At 52.3% G+C, this 25,456-nt stretch carries 23 protein-coding genes; 7 read left to right on the top strand and 16 right to left on the bottom strand.

The window, feature by feature from the left end; all coding sequences use genetic code 11:
* Positions 1-124: 124 nt before the first annotated feature.
* The 3 genes from smrA to INT20_RS02895 all read left to right on the top strand — a co-directional run bounded on the left by smrA (position 125) and on the right by INT20_RS02895 (position 2,581).
* A complete protein-coding gene (gene smrA, locus INT20_RS02905) occupies positions 125-715 on the top strand; it encodes a DNA endonuclease SmrA (protein ID WP_193053569.1) in 591 nt (196 codons plus the stop codon).
* 196 nt (positions 716-911) lie between these two features.
* Complete coding sequence (locus INT20_RS02900) at positions 912-1,271, top strand: helix-turn-helix domain-containing protein (protein WP_193053568.1); 360 nt, start codon at positions 912-914, stop codon at positions 1,269-1,271.
* Positions 1,265-2,581: a type II toxin-antitoxin system HipA family toxin gene (locus tag INT20_RS02895; protein ID WP_193053567.1), complete on the top strand. Its 1,317-nt coding sequence runs from the start codon at positions 1,265-1,267 to the stop codon at positions 2,579-2,581. The genes INT20_RS02900 and INT20_RS02895 overlap by 7 nt, the downstream gene beginning before the upstream one ends.
* A gap of 87 nt (positions 2,582-2,668) precedes the next feature.
* Here the strand turns inward: INT20_RS02895 and INT20_RS02890 are convergent, their stop codons facing one another.
* From INT20_RS02890 to metH, 4 genes are all read right to left on the bottom strand, one after another.
* Positions 2,669-3,211, bottom strand: a complete 543-nt coding sequence (locus tag INT20_RS02890; protein ID WP_193053566.1) for a DUF934 domain-containing protein — start codon at positions 3,209-3,211, stop codon at positions 2,669-2,671.
* Positions 3,201-4,856, bottom strand: coding sequence for a nitrite/sulfite reductase (locus tag INT20_RS02885; RefSeq protein WP_193053565.1), 1,656 nt, complete (start codon positions 4,854-4,856; stop codon positions 3,201-3,203). Before INT20_RS02885 ends, INT20_RS02890 begins: the two co-directional genes overlap by 11 nt.
* A gap of 113 nt (positions 4,857-4,969) precedes the next feature.
* Positions 4,970-6,307, bottom strand: a complete 1,338-nt coding sequence (locus INT20_RS02880; protein ID WP_193053564.1) for an MATE family efflux transporter — start codon at positions 6,305-6,307, stop codon at positions 4,970-4,972.
* A 1-nt stretch (position 6,308) separates the two neighbouring features.
* The gene (gene metH, locus INT20_RS02875; protein WP_193056410.1) at positions 6,309-10,004 is read right to left on the bottom strand and encodes a methionine synthase; all 3,696 of its coding nucleotides are present in this window, start codon (positions 10,002-10,004) and stop codon (positions 6,309-6,311) included.
* Positions 10,005-10,299: 295 nt separating this feature from the next.
* On the opposite strand from metH, the gene nfuA reads away from it, so the two are divergent.
* Positions 10,300-10,905 carry a Fe-S biogenesis protein NfuA gene (gene nfuA, locus INT20_RS02870; RefSeq protein ID WP_172116638.1) on the top strand — a complete coding sequence of 202 codons (606 nt, stop codon included), beginning with the start codon at positions 10,300-10,302 and terminating at the stop codon, positions 10,903-10,905.
* Between the two features lie 108 nt (positions 10,906-11,013).
* Here the strand turns inward: nfuA and msrQ are convergent, their stop codons facing one another.
* The 3 genes from msrQ to INT20_RS02855 all read right to left on the bottom strand — a co-directional run bounded on the left by msrQ (position 11,014) and on the right by INT20_RS02855 (position 13,764).
* Positions 11,014-11,634, bottom strand: a complete 621-nt coding sequence (msrQ, locus tag INT20_RS02865; RefSeq protein WP_193056409.1) for a protein-methionine-sulfoxide reductase heme-binding subunit MsrQ — start codon at positions 11,632-11,634, stop codon at positions 11,014-11,016.
* Positions 11,634-12,659, bottom strand: a complete 1,026-nt coding sequence (msrP, locus tag INT20_RS02860; protein ID WP_193056408.1) for a protein-methionine-sulfoxide reductase catalytic subunit MsrP — start codon at positions 12,657-12,659, stop codon at positions 11,634-11,636. The genes msrQ and msrP overlap by 1 nt, the downstream gene beginning before the upstream one ends.
* 73 nt (positions 12,660-12,732) lie before the next feature.
* Positions 12,733-13,764 (bottom strand): DNA-binding protein, encoded by a 1,032-nt coding sequence (locus INT20_RS02855; protein WP_193056407.1) that lies wholly within the window; start codon positions 13,762-13,764, stop codon positions 12,733-12,735.
* A gap of 284 nt (positions 13,765-14,048) precedes the next feature.
* Between INT20_RS02855 and INT20_RS02850 the strand changes: the two genes are divergently transcribed.
* Positions 14,049-15,149: a tyrosine-type recombinase/integrase gene (locus INT20_RS02850; protein ID WP_226912028.1), complete on the top strand. Its 1,101-nt coding sequence runs from the start codon at positions 14,049-14,051 to the stop codon at positions 15,147-15,149.
* A 91-nt stretch (positions 15,150-15,240) separates the two neighbouring features.
* Positions 15,241-15,657, top strand: coding sequence for a SufE family protein (locus INT20_RS02845; protein WP_193053557.1), 417 nt, complete (start codon positions 15,241-15,243; stop codon positions 15,655-15,657).
* Between the two features lie 5 nt (positions 15,658-15,662).
* On the opposite strand, the gene yidD is transcribed toward INT20_RS02845, so the two are convergent.
* The 7 genes from yidD to INT20_RS02810 all read right to left on the bottom strand — a co-directional run bounded on the left by yidD (position 15,663) and on the right by INT20_RS02810 (position 21,352).
* Positions 15,663-15,992 (bottom strand): membrane protein insertion efficiency factor YidD, encoded by a 330-nt coding sequence (yidD, locus tag INT20_RS02840; RefSeq protein ID WP_193056405.1) that lies wholly within the window; start codon positions 15,990-15,992, stop codon positions 15,663-15,665.
* Between the two features lie 2 nt (positions 15,993-15,994).
* Complete coding sequence (gene hisI, locus INT20_RS02835) at positions 15,995-16,462, bottom strand: phosphoribosyl-AMP cyclohydrolase (protein WP_193056404.1); 468 nt, start codon at positions 16,460-16,462, stop codon at positions 15,995-15,997.
* Between the two features lie 5 nt (positions 16,463-16,467).
* Positions 16,468-16,914 carry a Fur family transcriptional regulator gene (locus INT20_RS02830; RefSeq protein WP_172116630.1) on the bottom strand — a complete coding sequence of 149 codons (447 nt, stop codon included), beginning with the start codon at positions 16,912-16,914 and terminating at the stop codon, positions 16,468-16,470.
* Between the two features lie 31 nt (positions 16,915-16,945).
* Complete coding sequence (locus INT20_RS02825) at positions 16,946-17,944, bottom strand: alpha-L-glutamate ligase-like protein (protein ID WP_193056403.1); 999 nt, start codon at positions 17,942-17,944, stop codon at positions 16,946-16,948.
* Positions 17,941-19,464: an inactive transglutaminase family protein gene (locus INT20_RS02820; protein WP_172116628.1), complete on the bottom strand. Its 1,524-nt coding sequence runs from the start codon at positions 19,462-19,464 to the stop codon at positions 17,941-17,943. The genes INT20_RS02825 and INT20_RS02820 overlap by 4 nt, the downstream gene beginning before the upstream one ends.
* 36 nt (positions 19,465-19,500) lie before the next feature.
* Positions 19,501-20,337, bottom strand: a complete 837-nt coding sequence (locus INT20_RS02815; RefSeq protein ID WP_192526973.1) for an ATP-dependent zinc protease family protein — start codon at positions 20,335-20,337, stop codon at positions 19,501-19,503.
* A 310-nt stretch (positions 20,338-20,647) separates the two neighbouring features.
* On the bottom strand, positions 20,648-21,352 hold the full coding sequence (locus INT20_RS02810) for a TetR/AcrR family transcriptional regulator (protein ID WP_193056402.1): 705 nt from the start codon (positions 21,350-21,352) through the stop codon (positions 20,648-20,650).
* A gap of 143 nt (positions 21,353-21,495) precedes the next feature.
* Here INT20_RS02810 and INT20_RS02805 point away from each other — a divergent pair, with 143 nt between their 5' ends.
* On the top strand, positions 21,496-23,526 hold the full coding sequence (locus tag INT20_RS02805) for an oxidoreductase (protein ID WP_193056401.1): 2,031 nt from the start codon (positions 21,496-21,498) through the stop codon (positions 23,524-23,526).
* 141 nt (positions 23,527-23,667) lie between these two features.
* Here INT20_RS02805 and INT20_RS02800 read toward each other — a convergent pair whose 3' ends face one another.
* Together INT20_RS02800 and ectB are read right to left on the bottom strand one after the other, a co-directional pair.
* Complete coding sequence (locus INT20_RS02800) at positions 23,668-24,063, bottom strand: ectoine synthase (protein ID WP_172116624.1); 396 nt, start codon at positions 24,061-24,063, stop codon at positions 23,668-23,670.
* Positions 24,064-24,147: 84 nt separating this feature from the next.
* The gene (ectB, locus tag INT20_RS02795) at positions 24,148-25,416 is read right to left on the bottom strand and encodes a diaminobutyrate--2-oxoglutarate transaminase (RefSeq protein WP_193053550.1); all 1,269 of its coding nucleotides are present in this window, start codon (positions 25,414-25,416) and stop codon (positions 24,148-24,150) included.
* Between the last annotated feature and the right edge of the window lie 40 nt (positions 25,417-25,456).

Genomic DNA, 25,456 nt, shown 5'->3' with positions numbered 1-25,456 from the left:
TTTTAAAAACGTGAGTGGGATAGCCTGGCGTGCCGTTCTACCTTAAGCAAGTGTTGAGTAATCTGCTTAAGCAATACGATATGGTTTGCTAGGATAGGGATAGACCTTATCGGAGGAGCCTGCAATGAACCAGCCACTTCGTGATGATATGGATTTCCGAGCCTCTGTGGGTGATGTAACGCCGTTGGCACGTAGTAATCAGGCCGACGCAGGTAATCACCGGAGGAAGCCTTCTGCTGCACAGCTTGCACGCAGAGAAAGCGCTCAAGAAGAGCTTAGTGAACGTAATTTTCTATCCGATGACTTTGTTGATTTACTGCCCCCTTTTGATCCTATCGAATACCGTCGAGAAGGCATTCAGCAGGGCGTTGTCGATAAATTAAGGCATGGAGGATATAGCGTACAGGCACAACTTCATTTATTGCGTCGGCCGTTGGCTGAATGTCGCCGCATGCTGTTCCCGTATATTCAGGAAGCCTATGCGCATGATCTGCGTTCGGTCATGATTGTGCATGGAAGAGGGCGCGAACTGGACAGCCCAGCCAACGTGCTGCGCTCTTACCTAGCCAAGTGGCTTGGCCAGTTTGAAGAGGTCCAGGCGTATGTCTCTGCCCAGCCTTCCGAAGGCGGGCTTGGCGCTACGTGGGTGATGCTGCGCAAAAGCCAGCGGGCGAAAGCCAATAACCGTGAGCGCCAGCAAAAAAGGCGCGGTTAATCAGGATTTAGTTATCTCTCTTCTATTTTCTTACTTCCTTCACCTATCATCTCATTAAGTGCCCAAAAGGGCACTTAATGCTTCTTTGCAGACCTTAAGGTCCACATAATAGCACTTTGAAAATTGCTTGCGTTAATGTGCTATTATAAGGACACAAAGAGATTTTTACGCTTTTAAGTGCTTATTAGAGGACTTTATGAGCATTAACGACATGTCGCCTGCAGCTCTTGCGGAAGAGCTGGGGCAGCGCTTGAAGCAGGCACGCCTTAACCAGGATATGACGCAATTGGAAGTGGCCAAGCGTGCGGGGCTGTCCAGAAAGGTGGTGCTGAATGCGGAAAAAGGCAAAGTTCAGCTGGAGGCGCTCGTCGCTATTATGATAGCCCTGAATGTGACCTCACAGCTGGATTATTTCTTGCCACCCCCGATGATTTCGCCCTTACAGCTCTCCAAGCTCCAGGGGAGGCAACGCCAGCGTGCTTCGGGGCAGAGTACTTCTGGACAGAGTACTTCAGGGCAGAGTAGCGCGGATGAAGAGGGGACGTTTGAATGGTAATGGAAGCTGTCGATGTTCACTGCATGGAGCACTACGTAGGCGCTGTTAGTTTCGATACGCGTACCGGACAAGGCGCGTTTGAGTACAATACGTCGTTTGTGAAAAAGGGGATTGAACTTTCTCCTCTGAAGATGCCATTAGCCAACAGAATATATGCGTTCCCTGAACTTGATTTTAAAACCTTTAAAGGGCTGCCTGGATTAATTGCCGACTCGTTACCCGATGATTTTGGCAACGCGGTATTAAACGCCTGGATTGCCAGCAAAGGGGGACAGGCCAGCGATATTACGCCGCTTCAGCGACTTCAATATACCGGCAAGCGGGGCATGGGCGCCCTTGAGTATACGCCCGCTACGCGGCTAAAAAGCCTGAATGCCTCAAGCCAAGTAGAAATAGCCTCACTGGTAGGCATTGCTCAGGAAATTCTGGATAACCGTGCGAATTTTTCCGTTGAACTTGCGAAAGAGGGCCAGGACGATCGCGAAGCGATGATGGCACTGCTTTCGGTGGGAATGAGTGCTGGCGGCGCTCGGCCCAAAGCCGTGCTGGCATTTAACCAGGATTTCTCCGAGGTGCGTTCAGGCCAGGCGGATGTGCCTAAAGGGTTTACGCACTACTTAATGAAATTTGATGGCGTAAGTGAGCATAACCAAAACCGTGAGGTTTTTGGTGACCCGCTGGGTTATGGTGCCATGGAGTATGTGTATTATCGGCTGGCAAAATCCTGCGGTATCGAGATGATGCCTAGCCAATTGCTGCAAGAAGGTAAACGCCGACACTTTATAACCCAGCGCTTTGACCGTATCGAGAATCAAAAGCGGCATGTGCAGACGCTAAATGGCATCGCCCACGTGGATTACAACAAACCTGGTTCTTTCTCTTACGCAGAGCTATTTGGCATCGCAAGGCAGCTGCGCCTTTCTGCCGAAGAGGCCGACCAGCTTTTTAGACGTATGGTGTTTAACATCGTGGCGCGAAACCATGATGATCATGCCAAAAATTTTGCTTTTATCCTGAAAAAAGAGCGATGGGCACTCGCGCCAGCTTATGACCTTGCGTATAGCTATAAACCGGGAAGTCGGTGGATTAACAATCACTGGATGAGCTTAAACGGTAAGCGCGATCACTTTACGCGAGACGATTTTTACTCACTTGAAAAGCTTAGCCCACGTTTTACCCGGTCAAAAATCAACGCCATGATCGACGAAACCGTTGAGCACGTTGCACAGTGGAATGTATTAGCGAACGAGCATGGAGTGCCCGCTTCGCTGATAGATGAAGTAGCTTCCCATCTTCGTCTGAAGCTGTAGGCGACGCCGCGTTTAAACGTTTTAAAAGCCCCTTTCAGAATAAAAACCGGCCAGGGTATTCCTCCCTGGCCGGTTCTTTTCAGCGGCTTACTGGCTGGTTGCCAAGCGGCGTTCAAAGAGCGCGTGGCGCTCTTCTACATCGGGCTGATAACGAACGCTAAATGAATTGAGTAGGCGTAGCGCATCGTCAGGGTGCTGATCATCGCGCAGCGCCATGGCATTAAAGCCACAGCGGCGCATGTAGTCGAGCTGATCAACCAGCACATCACCGACGGCGCGTACTTCACCAGCGTACCCAAAGCGTTCGCGCAGCAGGCGAGCGGTTGAGTAGCCACGGCCATCGGTAAAGCTTGGGAAGTCGATCGCCACGGCAGGCAGCGGATTCAGTTCAGCTGCCAGCTCAGCGTTAAGCTCGGTGTCACTCAACAGTAACGGAGCAAGCTCTGCATCCTGCTTGTTCGCCTGCCATAACGTTAACGGCACAAATGCCGGACGCTGTTCAGGAAGATGGGTGTCGTCGTAAGAAACACACCAAGCGTTTTCAGCGGCCAGTTCTCCGTTAAGCAGAAGGTGATCAACGTGCACCGGGTTCAGCGTTTCTTCAGTCGGGGTATCCACGTTATTTGGCATACACACGCTCTTTAAAAGGTTTCAGGCCAATCCGGCGATAGGTGTCCAGGAAATGCTCATCTTCATGACGCTCGGCAACATAAACCTGCAACACCTTATCAACCACGTCCGGAACGTCCTGGCGGAAGAAAGAGGGGCCCAGGATTTTGCCGAGTGATGCATCGTCGGTGGCATTGCCACCAATCGATATTTGGTAAAACTCTTCACCTTTCTTGTCGACACCGAGGATGCCGATATGGCCCACATGATGGTGACCACATGCGTTCATGCAGCCCGAAATATTAAGATCCAGCGGCCCCAGGTCATACAGGAAATCCAGATCTTCGAAACGTTCCTGCAGCGCCTGGGCAATAGGAATAGAAACGGCATTGGCCAAACTGCAATAGTCACCGCCAGGGCAGCAGATAATGTCGTTCAGCGTACCCACGGTAGGGTTGGCCATGCCCAGCGCTTCAAGCTCGTTCCACAGCGCTTCGATTTCATCGACAGGAACATCGGAAAGCACCAGATTCTGCTCGTGGGTCACGCGCATTTCGCTAAAGCTATAGCGATCAGCTAAATCTGCCACGGTATCCATCTGATCGGCAGTGACATCGCCTGGGGCGTGTTCACGACGCTTGAGCGACAGTGTCACCGCCTTATAGCCAGGCACTTTGTGATCGGTAACGTTATTGGTCACAAAGCGTGCGAAGCTGCGGTTTTCACTGCGCAAGCGTTCAAAATCAACCACAGCACTTTCGGCTACCGGGCGACGTTCCGGCTCAGGGAAGTGGCCTTTAGCGGCATCAACCGCTGCCTGATTAAGCGTCTGCGGGCCATCTTTTAAATGTGCCCACTCTTCTTCAACGCGGCGGCGATACTCTTCAATGCCTAGCGCTTTGACCAGAATCTTGATACGTGCCTTGAACTTGTTGTCCCGACGACCAAACTGGTTATAAACGCGTACGCAGGCTTCAAGGTAGGTCAGCAGATGCTGCCAGGGTAGGTCTTCACGCACTACCTCAGCAATCATCGGCGTACGACCGAGACCACCACCAGCGAGCACCTTGATGCGCAGTTCGCCTTTTTCATTGCGCCACAGGCGTAGGCCGATATCGTGAACCTGGATAGCCGCACGATCCTTGGCCGCTCCGGTTACCGCAATCTTGAACTTGCGCGGCAGATAGGCAAATTCAGGGTGTAGCGTCGACCACTGGCGGATTAGCTCGCACCAAGGGCGCGGATCTTCCACTTCGTCGTTAGCAATACCGGCGAACTGGTCACTGGTCGTGTTGCGGATACAGTTACCGCTGGTTTGGATGGCGTGCATTTGCACTTTAGCAAGCTCGGCCAGGATATCCGGCACATCTTCCTGCGCAGGCCAGTTCAACTGAAGATTCTGCCGGGTCGTAAAGTGCCCATAACCCCGGTCATAACGACGGGTAATATCGGCAAGCGAGCGTAACTGGTAGCTTGCGAGCATGCCGTAGGGAATGGCGATCCGGAGCATCGGTGCATGCCGCTGGATATACAGGCCATTTTGCAGCCGCAGCGGACGAAACTCTTCTTCTCCCAAGCGTCCTGCCAGGTAGCGATCCATCTGGTCACGAAACTGGACGACACGCTCATCAACCAGCGTCTGGTCATGAATATCATAACGGTACATGTGGCACGATCCTGCTAAAAGCGAAATGGTCACGTCAAAGCGGACATTAATGTAGTGTTACCTTAACGCGTGTTTCATATTCTACAAAAGAATATATAATTATCTTTTTATCGTTAAACGCTATTTAAAACATTGGGAGCTAGCCAGCGCTTACGCTGCCAAATCCATAAAAAACCCGCCGAGTTGGCAAGTCGATAAACTATCTGTACCAGCCAAACCCCAAGCAGGCCTTGTTGTAAACCAATCCCAACCCACCAGGCAAGGGGCAGAAACAAAAGCCACTGCATGCTTAAGGTCAGCAGCATCACCGTACGCTGTGCGCCAGCGCCCATCAATGCCTGAGCCAGCACCAGCGCCGCCGCATCCAGCACAATCATTGCACCGGTAATTTGTAAGGGCAGCGTGCCCAGGGCGATAAGCTCGGGGCTGGAAAAGAAAATGCTGAGTACCTGCATCGGGAATACGAGCATTGGCAGTGCCAAGAGGGTGAGCAGCACACCGGCAACGCCCAGCGCATCCAGCCCCCACCGATGGGCCGCCCTTTGGTCATCCTGGCCTAATGCTTCGCCTACCAGGCTCATGGCAGCAACACCCACACCCACGCCCGGCAGGATTAGCAATAATGACAAGTTAACCAACACATGCCCAACCGCAACGCTTGCGGTCCCCATACGACTTAACAACCAAAAAAGCACCACATAGCCCGCCGCAAAACATATCTGCTGTAGGGAATGAGGCAGAGCAAGTGCTAGCGTTGTGCGCAGCGTATCGAACGTCGGTAGGCTGAACAAAAATCCATTCTGGTCGCGCTGTCTTACAGTGACCCAAAGCCAGATAAAAAATCCTAAAAACATCGAGAGAGTTGTGCCTACGCCTGCGCCGCTTGCCCCCATACGAGGTAGCCCAAACAGGCCATAGATCAGCCCGCTACTGGCCGCTACGTTAAACAGCTGAACAACCATAATGATGCGCAGATAAAGGTGTGTCTGTTGGCGGCCATTCCAATAACCACGAAAACATAGTGTTAACGCAATGGCTGTTAGGGCGATAACCCGCCAGCGAAAGTAATCAACCGCCACGTGATGCACCTCAGGCACCTGCGTTATCAAATACAGCAGGGCAGGCGCTTGCCACCAGGCCAGCAGCGATAGCGGCAGCCCAACTACCAGGCCAACCGCAACGCCTGCTTGTAAAGGCTGAGCCGAATACTCACAGCCCGCTCCAAGGCGCTGGGACGTTTGCGATTGAACGCTTGAAGAGAGACCAAACACCAGGGCGGTGAGCATAAACATGGCGTAACCACCCACACCCACACCCGCCAGCGCGACCTGGCCTAAATGCCCCACCAGTGCGGCATCAATGATGTTGAGCATGCTCTGAGAAAGCATGCCCAACATGATCGGTAGCGCCAAGCGAACGACCTTGCCGTGACGCCGAGTTGCTAACGCCATATCAACTGGGGTCGTAAGAGAGTACCGGCGATAGCCAGCGCTCCATTTCCTCAAACGGCATCTGTTTACGCTCAGCGATTGCTTCTACCTGGTCACGAGTGATTTTGCCCGTCGAGAAATACTTTGACTGCGGATGAGCAAAATACCAACCCGCAACGGCAGCGGCTGGCCACATGGCGTAGCTTTCGGTTAGCGCAAGGCCAGTATTTTCTGTGGCGTTAAGCAGCTTGAACAAGGTGCCTTTCTCGGTGTGGTCCGGGCAGGCAGGATAGCCGGGGGCGGGGCGAATACCCTGGTATTTTTCTGCTATCAGCGCGTCGTTATCCAGAGTTTCTTCTGGCACGTAACCCCAGAACTCTTTACGTACCCGCTCGTGAATGCGCTCTGCAAAGGCCTCTGCCAAACGGTCGGTAAGTGCTTGAACCAAAATCGCATTGTAGTCATCGCCTGCCGCTTCATACGCTTTGGTAAGTTCGTCAACGCCATGGCCGGCGGTGACCGCAAACCCGCCGATCCAGTCGGCTTTACCGCTCTCTTTAGGCGCAATAAAGTCCGCCAGGCTGTAGCAGATACCGTCACGACCCTTAGTGGTTTGCTGGCGAATATGGTGAAGGCGCTCGATGACCTCACTGCGCGATTCATCGGCATACACTTCAACGACGTCATCATCCACACTGTTGGCCGGCCACAGGCCGATGACGCCCCGAGCCTGAACGCGCTTTTCATCGACAAGCTTGCGCAACATGACTTGCGCATCGGCAAACAGGTTGCGCGCCGCTTCGCCCACGACCTCATCGTTAAGGATTTTTGGGTACTTACCCGCTAACTGCCAGCTCATGAAGAAGGGCGTCCAATCGATACGCTCGATCAGCTCTTCAAGGTCATAGTTATCGAACGTTTTGAGGCCCAGGAACTTGGGTTCAACCGGCGTCTGGGTGCTCCAGTCGGTGCGGAAACGACGTTTGCGCGCCTGCGTATAATCCAGGTCCGCCGCTTTAGGGCGCCGCTTGGCGTTACGTTCGCGCACCTTGACATATTCTTCACGAATTTCCGCGACATACGCCGTTTTTAGATTGGGGGCGAGTAATCGGCCGGCGACACCTACCGCGCGAGAAGCATCGGTCACATAAATGACCGGTTGCTCGTACTGTGGCTCAATTTTAACGGCCGTATGCGCTTTGGAGGTCGTCGCGCCACCAATCAGCAGCGGCAGGTTCATGCCTCGGCGCTGCATTTCCTTGGCTACATGTACCATTTCATCAAGCGACGGAGTAATCAGCCCCGAGAGGCCAATAATATCGGCGTTGTGGTCAATCGCGGCTTGAAGAATTTTCTCGGCAGGCACCATTACGCCAAGATCAATAACTTCGTAGTTATTACACTGCAGCACCACGCCGACAATATTTTTGCCGATATCGTGAACGTCGCCTTTAACCGTGGCCATGACAATTTTGCCCTTGGCCTGGGTACCTTCGCTTTTTTCCGCCTCGATATAGGGGATCAGATAGGCAACCGCCTGCTTCATGACCCGCGCGGACTTCACTACCTGGGGCAGAAACATTTTACCGGCGCCAAACAAGTCGCCGACTACGTTCATGCCATCCATCAGTGGCCCTTCAATGACCTCGATAGGGCGCTCGGCCTGAACGCGAGCTTCTTCGGTGTCGTCTTCGATATAGGCCGTGATGCCTTTCACCAGCGCGTGTTCGATGCGCTTATTAACGGGCCAATCACGCCACTCAAGGTCCTCTTTCTTGGCCGGGCCGCTACCGTCACCCTTGTACTTGTCTGCCAGCTCCAGCAAGCGCTCGGTGCCGTCGCTGCGCTTATTCAGCACAACGTCTTCCACGGCATCGCGAAGCTCGGCGGGTAAGTCGTCGTATAGCGCAAGTTGCCCGGCGTTAACGATCCCCATGCTCAAACCCGCACGGATAGCGTGATACAGGAACACCGAGTGGATCGCTTCACGTACCGGGTTATTGCCCCGGAACGAGAAGGAGACGTTGGAAACGCCGCCTGAAATCATCGCATGGGGCAGGTTTTCGCGAATCCACTGAGACGCCTCGATAAAGTCGACGGCGTAGTTGTTGTGCTCTTCGATGCCCGTGGCAATGGCGAAGATGTTGGGGTCGAAAATGATATCTTCGGCCGGAAAGCCGATGTCATCGACCAGTAGGCGGTAGGCACGCTCACAGATTTCCGTCTTGCGTGCGAACGTATCGGCCTGACCATCCTCGTCGAAGGCCATGACCACGATCGCCGCGCCAAAGCGACGACATTTGGTGGCCTGCTCACGAAACGCCGCTTCGCCTTCTTTTAAAGAGATCGAGTTAACAATGGCCTTGCCCTGAACGCATTTTAGGCCTGCTTCGATAATGTCCCATTTGGACGAGTCGATCATGATCGGCACGCGGGCAATATCCGGCTCGCCAGCAATCAGATTCAGAAAGCGTACCATGGCTTCCTGCGACTCCAGCATGCCCTCATCCATATTGATATCGATGATTTGCGCGCCGTTCTCGACTTGCTCAAGCGCTACTTCCAGGGCAGTGGTGAAATCTTCTTCAACGATAAGCCGTTTGAAACGCGCCGAACCCGTTACGTTAGTACGCTCACCCACGTTGACGAATAACGAGTCTGCATCAATGTTGAAAGGCTCAAGTCCGGACAAACGGCAAGCGGAGCTACGCTCAGGAATCTGACGCGGTGCCATGGGACGCACCGCATCTGCAATTGCACGAATATGTTCAGGCGTTGAGCCACAGCAGCCACCAATGATATTAACCAGCCCGCTCTCGGCAAACTCGCTAACAATCGCCGCCATCTCCTCCGGCGTTTGGTCATACTCACCAAATTCGTTAGGCAAGCCAGCGTTAGGGTGTGCAGAGACAAACGTATCGGCTTTGGTGGATAGCTCTTCAAGGTAAGGACGTAGCTCTTCAGCCCCTAGCGCACAGTTAAGGCCTACTGACAGCGGCTGGGCATGGCGAACCGAGTTCCAAAACGCCTCAGTGGTTTGCCCGGAAAGCGTCCGGCCCGAGGCATCGGTGATCGTGCCTGAAATCATGACCGGCAGACGCTTGCCAAGGTCTTCAAACAGCACTTCAAGTGCATAGATCGCGGCTTTGGCGTTAAGCGTATCGAAAATGGTTTCGATCATGATCAGGTCAGCGCCGCCCTCGATCAGCGCCTGAGCAGCTTCATAATAGTTTTCACGCAGCTCATCGAAGGTCACGTTACGCTTGGACGGGTCGTTCACATCCGGCGATAACGAAGCAGTGCGTGAAGTGGGTCCCAATACGCCTGCAACGAAACGCGGCACGCCGGTTTCAGCCGCGACCGCATCGCACACTTCCCGAGCCAGGCGCGCAGACTCACGGTTAAGCTCGACAACAATGTCTTCCATGCCGTAGTCGGCTTGAGAAAGGCGCGTACTGTTAAAGGTATTGGTTTCAATAATGTCCGCACCCGCTTCCAGGTAGCCCCGGTGAATACGCGACACTACGTCGGGGCAGGTGAGCGCCAGCAAGTCATTATTGCCTTTTAAATCTGACGGCCAATCGCTGAAGCGTTCGCTACGAAAGTCTTCCTCGCTCAGCTGGGCATTTTGCAGCATGGTCCCCATACCGCCATCCAGAATTAGAATGCGTTGGGTAAGGCGTTGGGTAAGCGAGGCGTTCAAATCACTAGCGGCCATAACAGGGAATCTTCTCCAGCGTCTTGATCGAAAATATTTTATTAAAATACGTTTTCGAAAAGGGGTATGAGCGGCGTTTTACAACATATCAATAAACAAACGGACATTATGATACCAAAGGCCGCCAAGCAGGGCAGCTATACAATGCAGCTGTTAAAAAATCATTAGCCCGTTAGCCATTTAAATAGCCTACTAAAACAGTCGGGATTGTGTCGACGCGCTGTTTTGCTTACCATAGCAATAAAATGACATGTGAAGTGGTATTGCCACTGTTCACGGGAGGGAAAATAGCCTCATGACCACGACTACCGAAGCACCAGGTATCGACATTACCGATAGCGCCCAAGAGTACCTTGCGGAATTGCTTGAAAAGCAAAACGTTGAAGGTATCGCTGTGCGTATTTTCATTACCCAACCGGGCACGCCGTATGCAGAGACATGCCTTGCATACTGCCGTCCGGGCGAAGAAGAACCCGCTGACGTTACGCTTGAACTTGAAAAGATCAACGTATTTCTTGATAAAAACAGCTTGGCGTTTTTAGAAGAAGCCGTGGTCGATTTCAATGCTGATCGTATGGGGGGGCAGCTGACCATCAAGGCACCCAACGCCAAGATGCCCAAGGTAAATGCTGACAGCCCGCTTGAGGACCGTATTAATTACGTGCTGTATAGCGAGATTAACCCTGGCTTGGCAGCGCATGGCGGTGAGATCAAGCTGATTGAGTTAACCGAGCAAAAAATGGCTATTCTGGCGTTTGGCGGCGGTTGCCAAGGGTGTGCAGCGGTAGATTTAACGCTTAAAGACGGCGTCGAAAAAACGCTGATGGAGCGCATTCCTGAACTTGCCGGTATTCGTGATGTGACAGACCATACCGATAACACCAACGCTTATTACCGCTAGGTAAAGCCGTGTTTTGATTCGAGCCCAGCCTTATGGCTGGGTTTTTGCGTTTTATCCAAACGTATACGGGACACGTGTTGTACAAGGATAAGGAGTCTTTAAGATTCGTTACGCGGAATGCTTTATTCGTTGGCGTACCTTGGGCAACATGCGCGATATGGCCGGAATGCGCAGGCACATCAGCAGTGCGCCTGCCATCGCGTATAAAAACCACTCCTGCATGTCGGCGCGTACTATCCACAAGAAATGCAGCAACACCAGCACCAAAATAACGTAGCTAAACTTATGGAGCGTTTTCCAGCGCTTGCCCAGTTTACGCATGGCCCAACGGTTAGACGTAGCGCCTAACGTTACCAAACCCAGCAGGGCAAGCATGCCCACAATAATATACGGCCGTTTAACGATCTCACTGCCTAGCTGAGTCCAATTAAGTCCCAGAATAAATAACGCGTAACAAACGAAATGCAAAAATGCATAGGCCAGCGTCCACAGGCCCAACTGGCGACGAATAACGCTAAAACCTTTCCAGCGTGTCAGCCGGGTCAGAGGCGTAAGACTTAAGGTAAGCAACAATAGCCATAGTGCGCCTTGGCCAATATTTAACAGCAAATAGCGCCCAGGCTCTGGGCCCGCCAGGTTGTTAGCTACTTGCAAACTCCACCAGCCCAAGGGCGCCAAGGCGAAAATGAAAACGCCTATACGCCATAGCGTCATAAAATAAGCCGGCATCAGTAGTGAACCCGAAGATCCATGCCTGCATATAAGTCAGCGACTTCATCGGCATAACCATTAAACATACGCGTGTCGATGATATTGGTATTGAAGAGGCTGTTCGGTAAACGGCGTTCGGTGGCCTGGCTCCAACGAGGATGATCGACTTCAGGGTTCACGTTGGCGTAAAAGCCATATTCATTGGCGGCGATTTGCTGCCAGGAATTGAGCGGCTCTTCTTCAACCAGTGAAATGCGCACAATCGATTTAATGCTTTTAAAGCCATACTTCCATGGCACCACTAGGCGAAGCGGTGCGCCGTTTTGATTAGGTAGCTCTCGTCCATACATGCCCATCGCTAGAAAGCTTAGCGGATGCATTGCCTCATCAAGGCGTAGCCCTTCTACATAGGGCCAGTCGATTAGGGCAAAAGCGGAGCCTTGCCCAGGCATTTGCTCAGGATCTACTAGCGTTTCAAAGCGCACGTAATTGGCTTTTGATGTTGGCTCTGCACGTTGAATAACCTCGGCAAGCGAAATGCCTAGCCAAGGAATAACCATCGACCAGGCTTCAACACAGCGTAGCCGGTAAATGCGTTCTTCAAACTGGGAAGGGTTGACGAGATCTTCAAGGGCGAAGCGCCCACCCTTATTGACCTCGCCATCAATCACTACGCTCCAAGGCTTAGTCACCAGCGAGCCCGCTTTGCGTGAGGGGTCGCTTTTACCGGTACCAAATTCAAAAAAATTGTTGTAGCTGCTGGCATCCGCATAAGGGGTCATTTTGTCCTGGCTCGGGTCAGTAGGCACAACTGCCCGCCACTCGGCCGTATCGCGTTTGGCCTTAAACCATTCAGGCGCATCGCCTTCGGGAACATCGTTGTAGTCAGGCATTTGCTCACTGGCTGAGGCGTGGCCTGCTAATGCCAGCCCTGCTCCGAGGCCCGCGAGTCCGCCCATAAAACGTCGGCGTGATAAGTAAATCGACTCAGGGGTGATCTCTGATTCATGTAAGTCGCCAGGTTTGGCAATTTTAATCAGCATGGTGATGCTCCTGCCGGTCAACAACCATCGGCTGGTTAAATGATGTCGGCAGACTAGCCGGTGTCGACGTCATTCAATCATTCTCGTTCAACTGCCTTTCTCTGACGTTTATCGAAGCAGGTAGTTCAGAAAGTTGCTGCTGTAACGCCGTCATTTGTTGACCCATTGTGGTTTGCCATTCGCGCTCACGTTTCATCTGCTCTCGCTGCTGTTTGTTGTTTTCCTGAGCATCTTCCAATTGCTGAGTGAGCGATGCAATGCGCTCTTCCTGGGTGGCGATGTGCTGCTCCTGTTCTTTTGCCTGCTGGGCATGTTGGTTTGCCTGAGTCTGCTGTTTTAGTAGATCGCCGCGATTTTGCTTTAGCTCCTCCGTTAACGCCTCGATGCGTTGCTGCTTCTGCTGGAGCCGCTTTTGCGAGGCTTTTTCTTCCTGAGCACGCTCCTGGCGAGCCTCATCCAGCATCGCCATCAATCTTCCCTCGGCATTTTCATTGCGCTGCTCTTCTTGGGCCAGGCGTTTTTCCCATGCGCTCTGCTGCTCTTTTAACGCAGCGGTATGTTGCTGGCCAAGGGCCTCATTATGCTGGTGTAAGGCTTCATTCGCTTTTTTTAACTGCTGGTTTTCCTCATGCGCCTCAGTGGCAGCCTGCTGCCAATACTGCTCTTTGGCCTGGCTTGCGGCCAGCTCACGGTTAAGCGCTTCAAGACGCTGCTCGGTATGGCGGAAGTGTTCCGCTAGGGCGCTTTCTCGCTGTTCGGCGTTCGCGGCTAACTGTTCGGCATTCTCAGCCAGCTGTTGGGCTTCTTCGACTTGTCGATTCGCCTCTTCGCGGTAGTGCAGCAGCGCCTGATTGGCGACTTCTTGCGCTTCACGCCATAGCTCACTGGCGACATTAACAACTACCTCAGGGACACCTTTAGGTGGAGGAACGTCGCGATTCTGTTCGCGCTCGGTGCGCCAATAGCGGAAGTGCTCGCTAATCGTCGTAAAGCTGCCGGTACCCAACACCTCGCGGATTCGTTGCACGCTGGGTGTATCGCCACGGGCAAGAAGCGTATCGATTGCGTGCTGTACGTCACTGTACTGAATGCCACTGCGCGCCATGCTGTCTCTTCCTGATATTGCCTATTGAATCGTTCTATTTTCCGCGTAATGGCTTATAAATACAATAATTACGTTATATGTATTACGTAATTTTATTTATTATTAAGCATATAAATTCAAGATTACTCTTATAATCTTGAATTTATATACGCTTGGCATCATACTTATCCCTTAGCAAACAGCGGCATAGCGATGCAGGCTAAAACAGAGCCAGGTAGCGTTATCGAGATAGGTTTCAGTATGTTTATGATCAAATGGACGTAATTGCCGGACAGAAGGGCGGCATGCAGGCGTCAAGCGCTGTAGTGGAGCTGCCGTTTCAGTCATCGCGCATTAATGCGCATACAGACGCTCAGGCCGTTGCTGCATGGCTTGCCGAGTATCAGGACAGCCCGCAAACCTGGAAAAGCTACCGGCGTGAAACCGAGCGGTTGTTGCTTTGGCTTGACCACCAGCACTTAACGCTGGAAGCGATGAACCGGGAAACGCTGCGCCAATTTGAAGCATTCCTGGCAGACCCGCAGCCCGCCCAGCACTGGGTTGGGCCTTCAAAACCTCGTTACCACCCGGAGTGGAGGCCATTTCGTGGGGCGTTATCACCCGCCAGCCGCCGACAAAGTTTGATTATTTTGCAGGGGCTGTTTAGCTGGCTGGTAGAAGCAGGGTGGGTCAGCCATAATCCGTTTCGGTTGATGCGCGATAAATCTCGCCGCCTAAACAATCAGACACCTCGCATTGAGCGCTATCTGGAACGTGAGCTATGGGAGTGGTTTTGGTGCTGGCTTAATCAGCCAATGAGTGACGGGAAGGGAAGTCGTGCCGAGTATGAACAGGCCCGACGCCGGTTTATTTTCGGCTTTGCCTACTTATTGGCACCGCGTATTAGCGAAATGGCGGGCACCCGCATGGGTGATTTTTCCCAATCAGAAGGGCGCTGGTGGTGGTCCGTGGTGGGCAAAGGCAGCAAGCTTGCTCGCGTCCCAGTGCCTGATGATATGCAGGCATGTTTGACTGGTTGGCGACAAGCGCTTGGGCTTGATGGATTGCCCATGCAGTTTGACGAGACGCCTGCTATCCGAGCGCTGGATGGAAAGCGGGGTATTGGTGACAATCAGCTTTACCGGCTGATCCGTGAAACCTTTGCAGAAGCGGCCGACGTGCTTGAAGCTGAAGAGGGGGCGCCCGCCTATGTGGCTGCGCTGCGCAAGGCAACACCGCACTGGCTGCGACACACCTCGATCACCCACCAGGCTCAAGCGGGCATTAGCTTGCGTCACTTGGCAGAAAGCGCCCGCCATGCGCGGTTGGACACCACATCGCGCTACCTGCACACCGAAGATAATGAGTGGCACAGTGAACAGCAACGTCACCGGCTTACGCCATAAGGCACGTCAGGCTGAAAAGCTATCCACGCAAGCCACCTTGAACCCGTATAATGGTCTGACGCTTTTAAATCGAATATGAAAAGGAACGAGTATGAGCACTTCCGGCGCCGAGCAGGCCCAGCAAGAGCTAATCGAAGAGTTTGAAATGTTTGATAACTGGATGGACCGATATCAATACATTATCGATATGGGCAAGCAGCTTCCTGATTTTCCAGAGGCGTGCAAAACTGCGGAGTATAAAATTCAGGGCTGCCAATCCAATGTATGGATGCGCCATGAACAGCAGGGCGACACGCTGGTTTTTAGCGCTACCTCTGATGCGGCAATTGTTTCTGGGCTGATTGCAGTGCTGCTACGCATCTATAGCGAGCGCACAGCGGCTGAAATTCGCACTACCGAACCGCACTTTTTAGCGGATCTTGGGCTGGATAAACATCTTTCCCCCACGCGCAGCAATGGCCTCCACGCCATGCTTGAGCGTATTTACCAAGTGGCGCAGCAAGCCTAATGGCATTAACGTTGATGTTGATGACAGCATGAAGGAGAGGGCGGCGACTCGTCGTCCTCTTTACAAAGTTGCTCACTACGCCCACCGGGAACAGGGTCCATGCCACCAGAGTTGCCAGGATGGCATTTTAGGATTCGCTTGATAGCCATCCAGCCACCTTTGGCAGGGCCATGCACCTGAAGGGCTTCAATGGTGTAGGAGGAGCAACTTGGCCAAAATCGGCAGCGTGGCCCGAGCAGGGGGCTAATAAGGTATTGATAGGCACGCACCGTGCCAACCATTACTAAAACCGCCAGCTTGCGTAAAGCACGTAATATGTAATGCACCCAGCGCATGACTAACGGTTACCGTAAAGCTCATCCGGGTGAATAAGCGGTTCACTATTAATGGTGGCATCGGCGCTGGTTAGCGAAAGATAAAAGCAGCTTCGGCGACCGGTATGGCAAGCAGGACCTGCCTGGTCTACCTGTAGCAGCAATGTATCGCCATCACAATCCAGAGCCGCCGACTTAAGATGCTGCTGTTGTCCGGATGACTCGCCTTTACGCCAGAGCTTGTTGCGTGAACGCGAATAGTAGCAAACGCGATGCGTGCTCAGCGTTTCCTCTAGTGCTTCACGCGTCATCCAGGCCATCATTAACACTTCTTTGGTGTCATACTGTTGAGCGATAGCAGGCAATAAACCTTCCGCGTTAAATCTAACAGCATCCAATAACGTCGTGGTGGCGGGTAATGTATCTTGTGGCGTTGCCGCCTCAAGTGCCTTGAATAACGTATCAGCCGGTAGTTGATCAAAACGAGACATATCTATTATTCACTCTTGGCTCGACAGTTTTGACAAAGGCCTTGCAGCTCAATCGTCTGTCGTTCAACACTAAAGCCTTGCCGGCTGGCAAAGGCTGACAGCTGATCGCTAACTTCATCCAAATGCAATTCTTCGACGTAACCACATTGACGGCAAATCAGCAGTTGGAACCCATGAATATGTTCAGGACAGGCGCATGCCACATAGGCGTTTAGCGACTCGATACGATGCACCAATCCTTGGTCAATCAAGAATTCCAGCGCTCGATAAACCGTAGGAGGGCGGGCAGCCGCATGCTCGGTTGAAAGTTTATCCAACAGGTCATAGGCTTTTAAACCACCGCCATTGTGAGCAATCAATTCAAGCACGCGGCGTCGAATGGGGGTAAATCGAACGCCGCGGCTGTGACACTGTGATTCCGCTTGTTGAAGTAGCGTATTCGCTTCAGTCATTGGTGCACTCAGTAAACGTCATCAGCTTAGTCTACGCGCTTGCGATAGTTGTGTCAGGGCTTTCTGTTAGCTCACTCTTGCGAGCAAAGTGGTGCTGAGCAAACGCTACACGCTCGGCAACTGGCACCCCTTCTGGTTGACGCTCGATGAGATCAAGCCGGCGACGCAAACCCTCTCCGTTGGTCATTTGAATAGCAAGGCCCGGGCGTGCATTCAGCTCAAGCAGCATGGGCCCATGTTGCCTGTCCAACACCATATCGGTTCCCAAATAGCCTAATCCGGTCATTTCATAGCAACCCGCCGCCAGATTTAGCAGGGTGTCCCACTGGGGGACCGCCAGGCTTGCCAGGTCATGCCCGGTATCCGGGTGGTTGAAGCAAGGGCGGTCAAACTGCACGCCGCGAAGCGCTTCTCCGGTGGCAATATTCAATCCAACACCGACCGCTCCCTGGTGCAGGTTGGCTTTGCCATCGGAAGCCGCCGTTGATAAGCGCATCATCGCCATGACGGGGTAGCCCTTGAAAACGATGACCCGAATATCCGGCACACCTTCGTAGGTATATGCCATCAGGCTTTCTTCAAAATTAATCAGCGTTTCAATGACAGCTACATCCGGAGAGCCGCCCAGGGAGTAAAGCCCTGAAAGAATATTAGAGACATGACGCTCTACAGCCTCAAGCGTTAAATGCGCTCCGCTGGGTTTAACAAACTGATTATCAACTACCTTTTCGATAACCAGAATACCCTTGCCGCCACTGCCTTTGGCAGGTTTGATAACAAAACCATCATGACCTGTCAGCATATCGCCAATATGCTGAACGCCAAACTGCGTGGTTACCGTACCAATAAGCTCTGGTGTGGTAATGCCATACTCTTGCGCCAAAAGTTTAGTCTTGAGCTTGTCATCCACCAACGGGTAAAGGCGCCGTGAATTATACCGGCCAATATAGCGAATATTGCGCCGGTTCATGCCGATAATGCCTTTGTCGCGCAGGCGGCTAGGCCATGTCCAGTTGTTGAGCCAACTCATGACGGCTTCTCGTCATCAGTAATCGGCTTGAAGCGGCGTAACTCAAGCAAACGATAGCCGGTGTAGTTACCCAAAATCAGAATGAGCGCCATCAAAATCAGCTGAACACCCAGGAAGTTGAAGGTGATGTGACGCACCCAAGGGTTGTTCATGGCAAGGTATGCGAGCACGGCTGTCAACAAGCTGCCGCCCCCCTGAATAATGACCTGTTTTGGGCCTTCTTCTTCCCAGAGGATCGACATCCGCTCAATCGTCCAGGCCAGGATAATCATGGGGAAGAAGGTGACAGTGAGCCCCGCGCTTAGACCCATACGGTAAGCCAATACGGTAAAGATCGAGATAATCGCGATGACCGTTATGATGACCGCCGATACTCTCGCCACCAACAATAAGTTCAAATAAGACAGATAGTTACGAATAACCAAGCCAACAGCCACGATCAGCAGGAAGCCAATCAAACCCGTCAGCAGGGTGGTTTGTATAAAGGCGAGGGCGATCAGAACAGGCATAAAGGTGCCTGATGTTTTCACCCCGACCAATACACGCAAAAACACAACGACCAAAGCGCCAATGGGAATCAGCAGAATCGTTTGGAAAAGAGCTTGTTCTTCAAGTGGTAAGCTATGGATTGAGAAATTCAGCAGAGTATCATCAGAAAAGTGGTTGCGCACAGCAGCAGACGCTGGCTGATGGTGCGTTAGCATAGAGAAGCTAACCCGCGAGTTTGTACCGCCTTGAACTTCAAGCACCGCCCGACCACTTGTTTCCCAGAGCAGCAGGTTCTCGGGCTGGCCTTCCTCGCCCGTTGCGGGGTCGAATATATTCCAGCTTTCTGCAGGCTCATCAAATACCTGAATCCAACTGCTTAATAGTTGACGCCGGCGCCCATCTTCCAGTAGTAGTCCGCTGACTTCTCGTGCTTGTACACCCGCTTGATTTAGCAAGCGCACGATGAGAGCTGACGGCGTTTCCTGGGTAAGCAGTAAGCGGGCATTTTCGCCCTGACGCTCGCCATTTACATCAAGAATTAGCTCACGCGCAAAGGTCGCATTATTTGCACTTCTGGCCCACGCTCTATCAATTAGCTGGGTAGCTGCTGAATCATAAGGACTTTCCCAGGGCGTGCTCGACACCAGCCCTGGCGGTGCTTGTACCGGCGGGCGGGAACCAGGTGATACCAGCATTTGCACCGAATAATAGAGCTGCTGGCTGCCAGCAGCATTCCGAATGGTCCATTCGGCTTGGCGCCCGAAATCATCCGTCTGGTAGGCTAAACCATAGCCAGAAGAAGCGGTATTTTCGGTCAGTACACGAAAGCCTGCCTGCTGGGTGGGCAGCGCTAAGTCCACTTTTACGGGGCCATTCTGGGCATTGAAATTGATAACGGCCTCAATTTCCCATACCTGACGCTGCTCGCCTGGTACCCAAGGAATTTCAAAATGAAGATGTCTATGCACACTGGTGGCAATACCTGCCACAAGAAGTAGACCTACAATGATATAAAACGGAAGGCGTGACATTAAAATTCCTTTCAGCGAAAAGCGGCAGGGGAGCTTTTACTCTTCGATATCGTCTTGGTCGACCGCTTCATCTTCAGCGGCTTGTTCAGCAGGGTCACCGCCGGGGAATTCTGGACGCTCATGTAAGTAGGTTTGCGCCACATCAACAATAGCAATATCCATTAAGAAACGGCGGCCTAGCAATACGGGAAAATCGAGGTGGGTACGATCATTCAGCGTAAATTCGACGTTTTCACGAATAGGACCGAGCGTCATTAATAGAGAGACAACGGGGCGAGACTCTTCACCAGACGCTTGAACAATGCGTACACGCCGTTGAACAGGTGCCTCGATCCACTCGTTACGCAATGACTCCACGACACTATCATCCTCAGTCAGTGCCAGCTTGAAGCGCACCCAATCTTCGCCATCGCGCTCAAAGCGCGTAATGTCGGAGGCCGATAATGATGACGTCTCTGCACCGGAGTCCACGCGTGCTTTTAAATAGGTACCTACACTCGGCAGGCCAACCCATTCGCTACGTCCCAGCATGGTTTTCATATCTAGCGTGGTGTCCACTTCACACTCTTCGCGGATAATGATGGGCTCGTCACCCCGAGCTTCAAGCTCCTTTATATCACCGCGTAAAAGGCGTAGCAGGCTACCCACTTCACGAACATCAGCGGTAAGCACCTGCTGCTGGCTGAGTTGTTGCGCCTGATGCTGAGCATTGGCACTGCATTGTTGCCCTAATGCATCCTGTAGCTCGAGCATTCGAGTATTGAATGATACCTCGTTCAATAACGGTGGCTCATTAGAATCTGGTTGCTGAAGGGCGCAGCCAGAAAATAGAAGTGATAAACCAGCCATCAGCCACAAAACACCTGGGCGCATAACGAGAGACATCCTTGAAAATTAAAAAGGAATAATAAGGAGAAGCTAGACCGGTTGTCCAACGCCGTATTAACTTTTTAGAAGCTACCTAATCTACCATTTAACATAATATATGTTATGCGAACATCTAAATTGTTAATTTCCACATAAAACACTTAAGGTGGCATATATCCGTCTAACATTTTGATTTTTGGACCCCAATGGCTTTAACGTGCACATTCTTACATAACCAGATGCCGATTGCTTCCTCCTGGACCGGTTCCGACCGCGAAGATGACATTTATGCTGCTGACAAGCCCAGATTATCGTTTCAGCTTTTTAACGTGGTCCCCCCCCGATAATGCCGAGCGTTAATGTCGGTTTCATCTGTCATCTCCTGTTGAGCCGCCATCTCTTCGGGCGTAAACCGCGCTCTATGCCGCGCAGCAAACCGCTCAAGATCAGCATGGGTGCACATCTGCCCAGTAAAAATATTGATGTACTGAGCCACTCGGGCGATCCGCGTATCTTGGGTCTCCTGGGTATGCATCGAGATATAGCCGATCTGAATCAAATACACCGTGCGTGCACGGGTATCAGCTTCCAGTACGTCATAGCCATAGCGAATAAACATGTCTTGCAGCGCTTGTAGCCGCACGCTATCGGCTTGGCTAACGCGCTCAGCAACCGCTTGATCTTGCAGGCTCCAGCTTCTAACGGCGTACTCAAATTCAGAATCAAATACCGCTGGGTCAAACCAACAGTCAAAGATATTGAGCGTGGCTTCCACGATGGAAGACGCATATTTCTCCGATTGCTCAATTAAGGCCTGGGTATTTTGTCGCTCCCACCGCTCCAGTAGTGCAGCAAGCACTTCTTCACGGTCTTTAAATAGCCAGTAAAAACTGGTGCGTGATGTTTTTAACTTCTTTGCTAACGGTACGATTTTGACGGCACTGACTCCCGAGGCTGTCAGTAGCTCGTAAGCAGCATCAATCCAAGCAGTTTGGTTAATCGTGGCGCGTCCGTTTTTCACGTATTGCTCTCTTTGCCATGGCGATGTAATCGATCATACAGCAAGCTTGTTACCCTTATGTACACCAATGTCATATATATTGACAACTATGAACAGAGAAGACTAGCTTGTGATAATCATCAAAACAACAAGAGAAGACGACCGTGAAAAATGACCCTTTGCTACAGCCGCTACAACTAAAACATTTAACGCTGAAAAATCGGGTAATGCTGACTTCTCACGAACCCGCCTACCCCGAAGATGGCATGCCTAAAGAGCTATACCGGGCCTATCATGTTGAACGTGCCAAGGCAGGTATTGCCCTGACCATGACTGCTGGGTCAGCAGCGGTTTCCCGAGACAGCCCGCCGGTGTTTAACAATATTTTGGCTTATAAAGATGAGGTGGTGCCGTGGATGCGTGACCTCACCGAGGCGTGCCACGAACACGGTACGGCGGTAATGATTCAGCTAACACACTTGGGTCGCCGCACCCGGTGGGACAAAGGGGATTGGCTACCGGCGGTATCAGCCTCCAATCATCGAGAAGCATCTCACCGTGCTTATCCAAAAAAAGCCGAGCTTTGGGATATTGAGCGATTAGTCAAGGATTACACCGACGCCGCCGAACGCATGTACGCAGCAGGCCTGGACGGCATGGAGATTCAGGCGTACGGCCACCTGATGGATCAGTTCTGGTCGCCGTTAACCAACGAGCTTGATGCGCCTTATGGCGGCAGCCTGGATAACCGGCTACGGTTTACCTTTGAAGTGCTCCAAAGCATCCGTGAGCGTGTTGGTGAGAGGTTCTTACTTGGTGTGCGTTATACCGGTGACGAGTGCTTACCCGGGGGCTTCGATGCCCGTGATGGCATGACCATTTCGCACCGTTTGAAAGACAGCGGCTTGGTAGATTTTCTTAATGTCGTTAAAGGGCATATTGATACCGATCCGGGTCTGACGGACGTGATTCCTATCCAAGGCATGCCCAGCGCGCCACATCTGGATTTTGCGGGCGATATTAGGCGTGAAGTCGACTTCCCCACTTTCCATGGGGCTAAAATTCAGGATGTTGCGACGGCTCGTCATGCGATTGCCACCGGCAAGGTCGATATGATCGGCATGACTCGTGCTCATATGGCCGACCCACACCTAATGAAAAAAGTCATCGAAGGCCGTGAAGAAGAGATCCGTCCCTGCGTGGGCGCTAATTACTGTCTGGACCGCATTTACCAGGGCGGCGCGGCATACTGTATTCACAATGCCGCGACTGGACGTGAAACCACCATGCCCCATACCATCCCTCCCGCCGATACCAAACGTAAGGTGGTGGTCGTTGGCACAGGCCCCGGCGGGCTGGAAGCCGCCCGTGTGGCTGCCGAACGCGGTCACGAAGTCGTCGTATTTGAAGCAGCAGATACCCCCGGCGGGCAAATTCGTTTAACGGCACAGAGCGAGCGTCGTCGAGAAATGATGGGCATCATCGATTGGCGCTTTGAGCGCTGTCAGGCCATGGGTGTCACGTTTCACTTCAATGTCTTTGCCGAACAGGATGAAGTACTCGCCGAATCGCCGGATGTGGTCATTGTGGCAACGGGCGGGCAGCCTAACGAGGAGGCGCTTCAAGAGGGCAACGAGCTGGCCGTCACCGGTTGGGGTTTACTCTCAGGCCATGTGGCGCCAGGCAGCAACGTGCTGGTGTATGATGATGCAGGCGACCATACCGCCTTGCAAGCGGCTGAGATTATTGCCAAAGCAGGCGGTAAGGTCGAATACATGACAGCCGACCGTGCCTTGGCGCCGGAGGTCATGGCCATGAACCTGGTGCCTTACATGCGTACGTTACAAATGCTGGATACCACGTTCACCCCCACCTTCCGCCTGACTGGTATTAAGCGCGATGGCAGTGAACTCGTTGCCTTGGTCAGCAGCGATTACACAAACGTTGCTAAAGAGCGGCGCGTAGACCAAGTCGTCATCAATTTCGGCACCTTGCCTATGGCCGATCTATATGAAGAGCTGAAGCCGCTGTCGAGCAACCAAGGGGCCGTCAACTATGACAACCTCATTGTAGGCACACCGCAGCCTATCGCTACCGAAGGCAAGTTCCAGCTGTTCAGGATTGGGGATGCCATTTCGCACCGCAATACCCATGCCGCGATTTATGATGCCCTGCGCATCGTTAAAGACTTATAAGCTCCTGGCGCTTAAGTGAGCCGGTTTTCGACCCGGCTCACTATTTTTAGTTTAGTGCTTTTCTTGGTCGTCTAATCTCGCAGGCACTAAAAAGCAGCCTGCGTTAGCAAGGCTGCTTTAAAAGCGGTAAATAACTAAGGTTTACTCATCGGCCGGCGCATAGGATCCATCTTCGCGGTGCACCTCATTGCCACTCAGTGCCGGTGTAAAGACACAGGCCACGGTCATGCCTTTTTCTTTGCCGCGCAGGAGGTGCTCGTCATGCTTATCCAGTAGATAAATATCGCCCGCTTTGATTGGCCAGATTTTGCCATCCGCCAGGGTTTCGACTTCACCTTCGCCTTCATAGCAAAAAACGGCTTCGTAATGATGCTTATACTGAATGTGAGTCTCTGTGCCCGGGAAGATGCGTGTGATGTGGAAAGAGAAACCCGCATTATCCTCGGCAAGCACCAAACGGGTACTGTCCCAGTTACCATTTTCAGCAGTTACCAGTCGGCTTGTTTTACGCGCTTCTTCAAGACTACGGACGATCATAATATGCTCCATGCCTGAACGGCTGGCGATACCAGCCGTTGAGTTTATCGTTAAGGTTCGTTAACTACCCAAAGTAACGTCAGGTTATTCGTTGATAACTGTGTTGACAGCCGCTTCCAGAATATCCAGCGCTTCAAGCAGGTCTTCGTCGCTAATCGTTAATGGGCAGAGGCATTTAACGACTTCGCCGCCTTGGCCGCTTGTCTCAATAATCAAGCCGTTTGCAAACGCTTCGCTGGTAATCTTGTCGGCGATGTCACCCGAAACAACGTCGATACCACGCATCAGGCCGCGGCCGCGCTCGGTAGCCGGCATACCATTTTCAGTCAACAGCGCCGCTAGCTTCTGGAAACGCTCTTCAACAATACGGGCTTTGCTTTGTACGTCGCGCTCAAACGTATCGTTTGCCCAGTATTTTTTAAGCGCGGCAGTCGCCGTTACCATGGCTAGGTTAAAGCCACGGAAGGTGCCGTTATATTGGCCAGGTTTCCACACGTCCAGCTCTGGACGAATCAATACATGAGCAAAGGGCAAGCCAAAGCCAGACAGTGACTTCGAGTTAGTGACGATATCCGGCTTGATGCCGGCATGCTCAAAACTGAAAAACTTGCCGGTACGGCCACAGCCTGCCTGGATATCGTCCACGATGAGTAAAATATCGTGTTCACGGCAAATACTTTCAAGCCGTTTTAACCAGTCCAAGCCTGCTACGTTGATACCGCCCTCGCCTTGCACGGTTTCAACAATAACCCCTGCGGGAATATCCAAGCCGCCTGACTGGTCGCCCAGTAATTTTTCAAAGTAATCAAGCGTATCGGCATGCTCTCCCATATAGCCATCATAGGGTAAAAAGCTTGCCCCTTGCGTCGGAATGCCGCCGGTTGCTTCGCGGAATTTACGGTTGCCGGTGGTGGCCAACGCCCCCATAGTCACACCGTGGAAACCGTTAGTGAACGTCACAATATTGTGGCGACCTTTGGCTACGCGCGCCAAACGAATAGCCGCTTCAACTGCATTCGTCCCGGTCGGGCCAGGTAGATGAACTTTATAATCCAGCCCACGCGGTTTAAAGATGAGTTCTTCGAGTGTTTCGAGATATTCCCGTTTAGCTGCCGTCCACATATCCAGACCGTGGACAATACCGTCGCTAGACAGGTAGTCAATCATGGCTTGCTTGAGATGCGGGTTGTTATGACCGTAGTTAAGCGTTCCGGCACCCGCCAAAAAGTCGATATATTCGCGACCGTTTTCGTCGGTTAAACGAGCATTTTGCGCTTTGGTAAACACAACGGGAAATGAACGTGAATAGGTACGAACATTAGATTCCATACGTTCAAGCGATTGGGTCTTCATTGGCGACCTCCTTGTGTCATCGTTAAGCCGAGAGATGTCG

Origin of the sequence: Halomonas citrativorans (genome assembly GCF_014898005.1) — a bacterium.
In the GTDB taxonomy this organism is placed as follows: domain Bacteria; phylum Pseudomonadota; class Gammaproteobacteria; order Pseudomonadales; family Halomonadaceae; genus Vreelandella; species Vreelandella citrativorans.
This window is presented reverse-complemented; position numbering and strand designations above follow the sequence as displayed.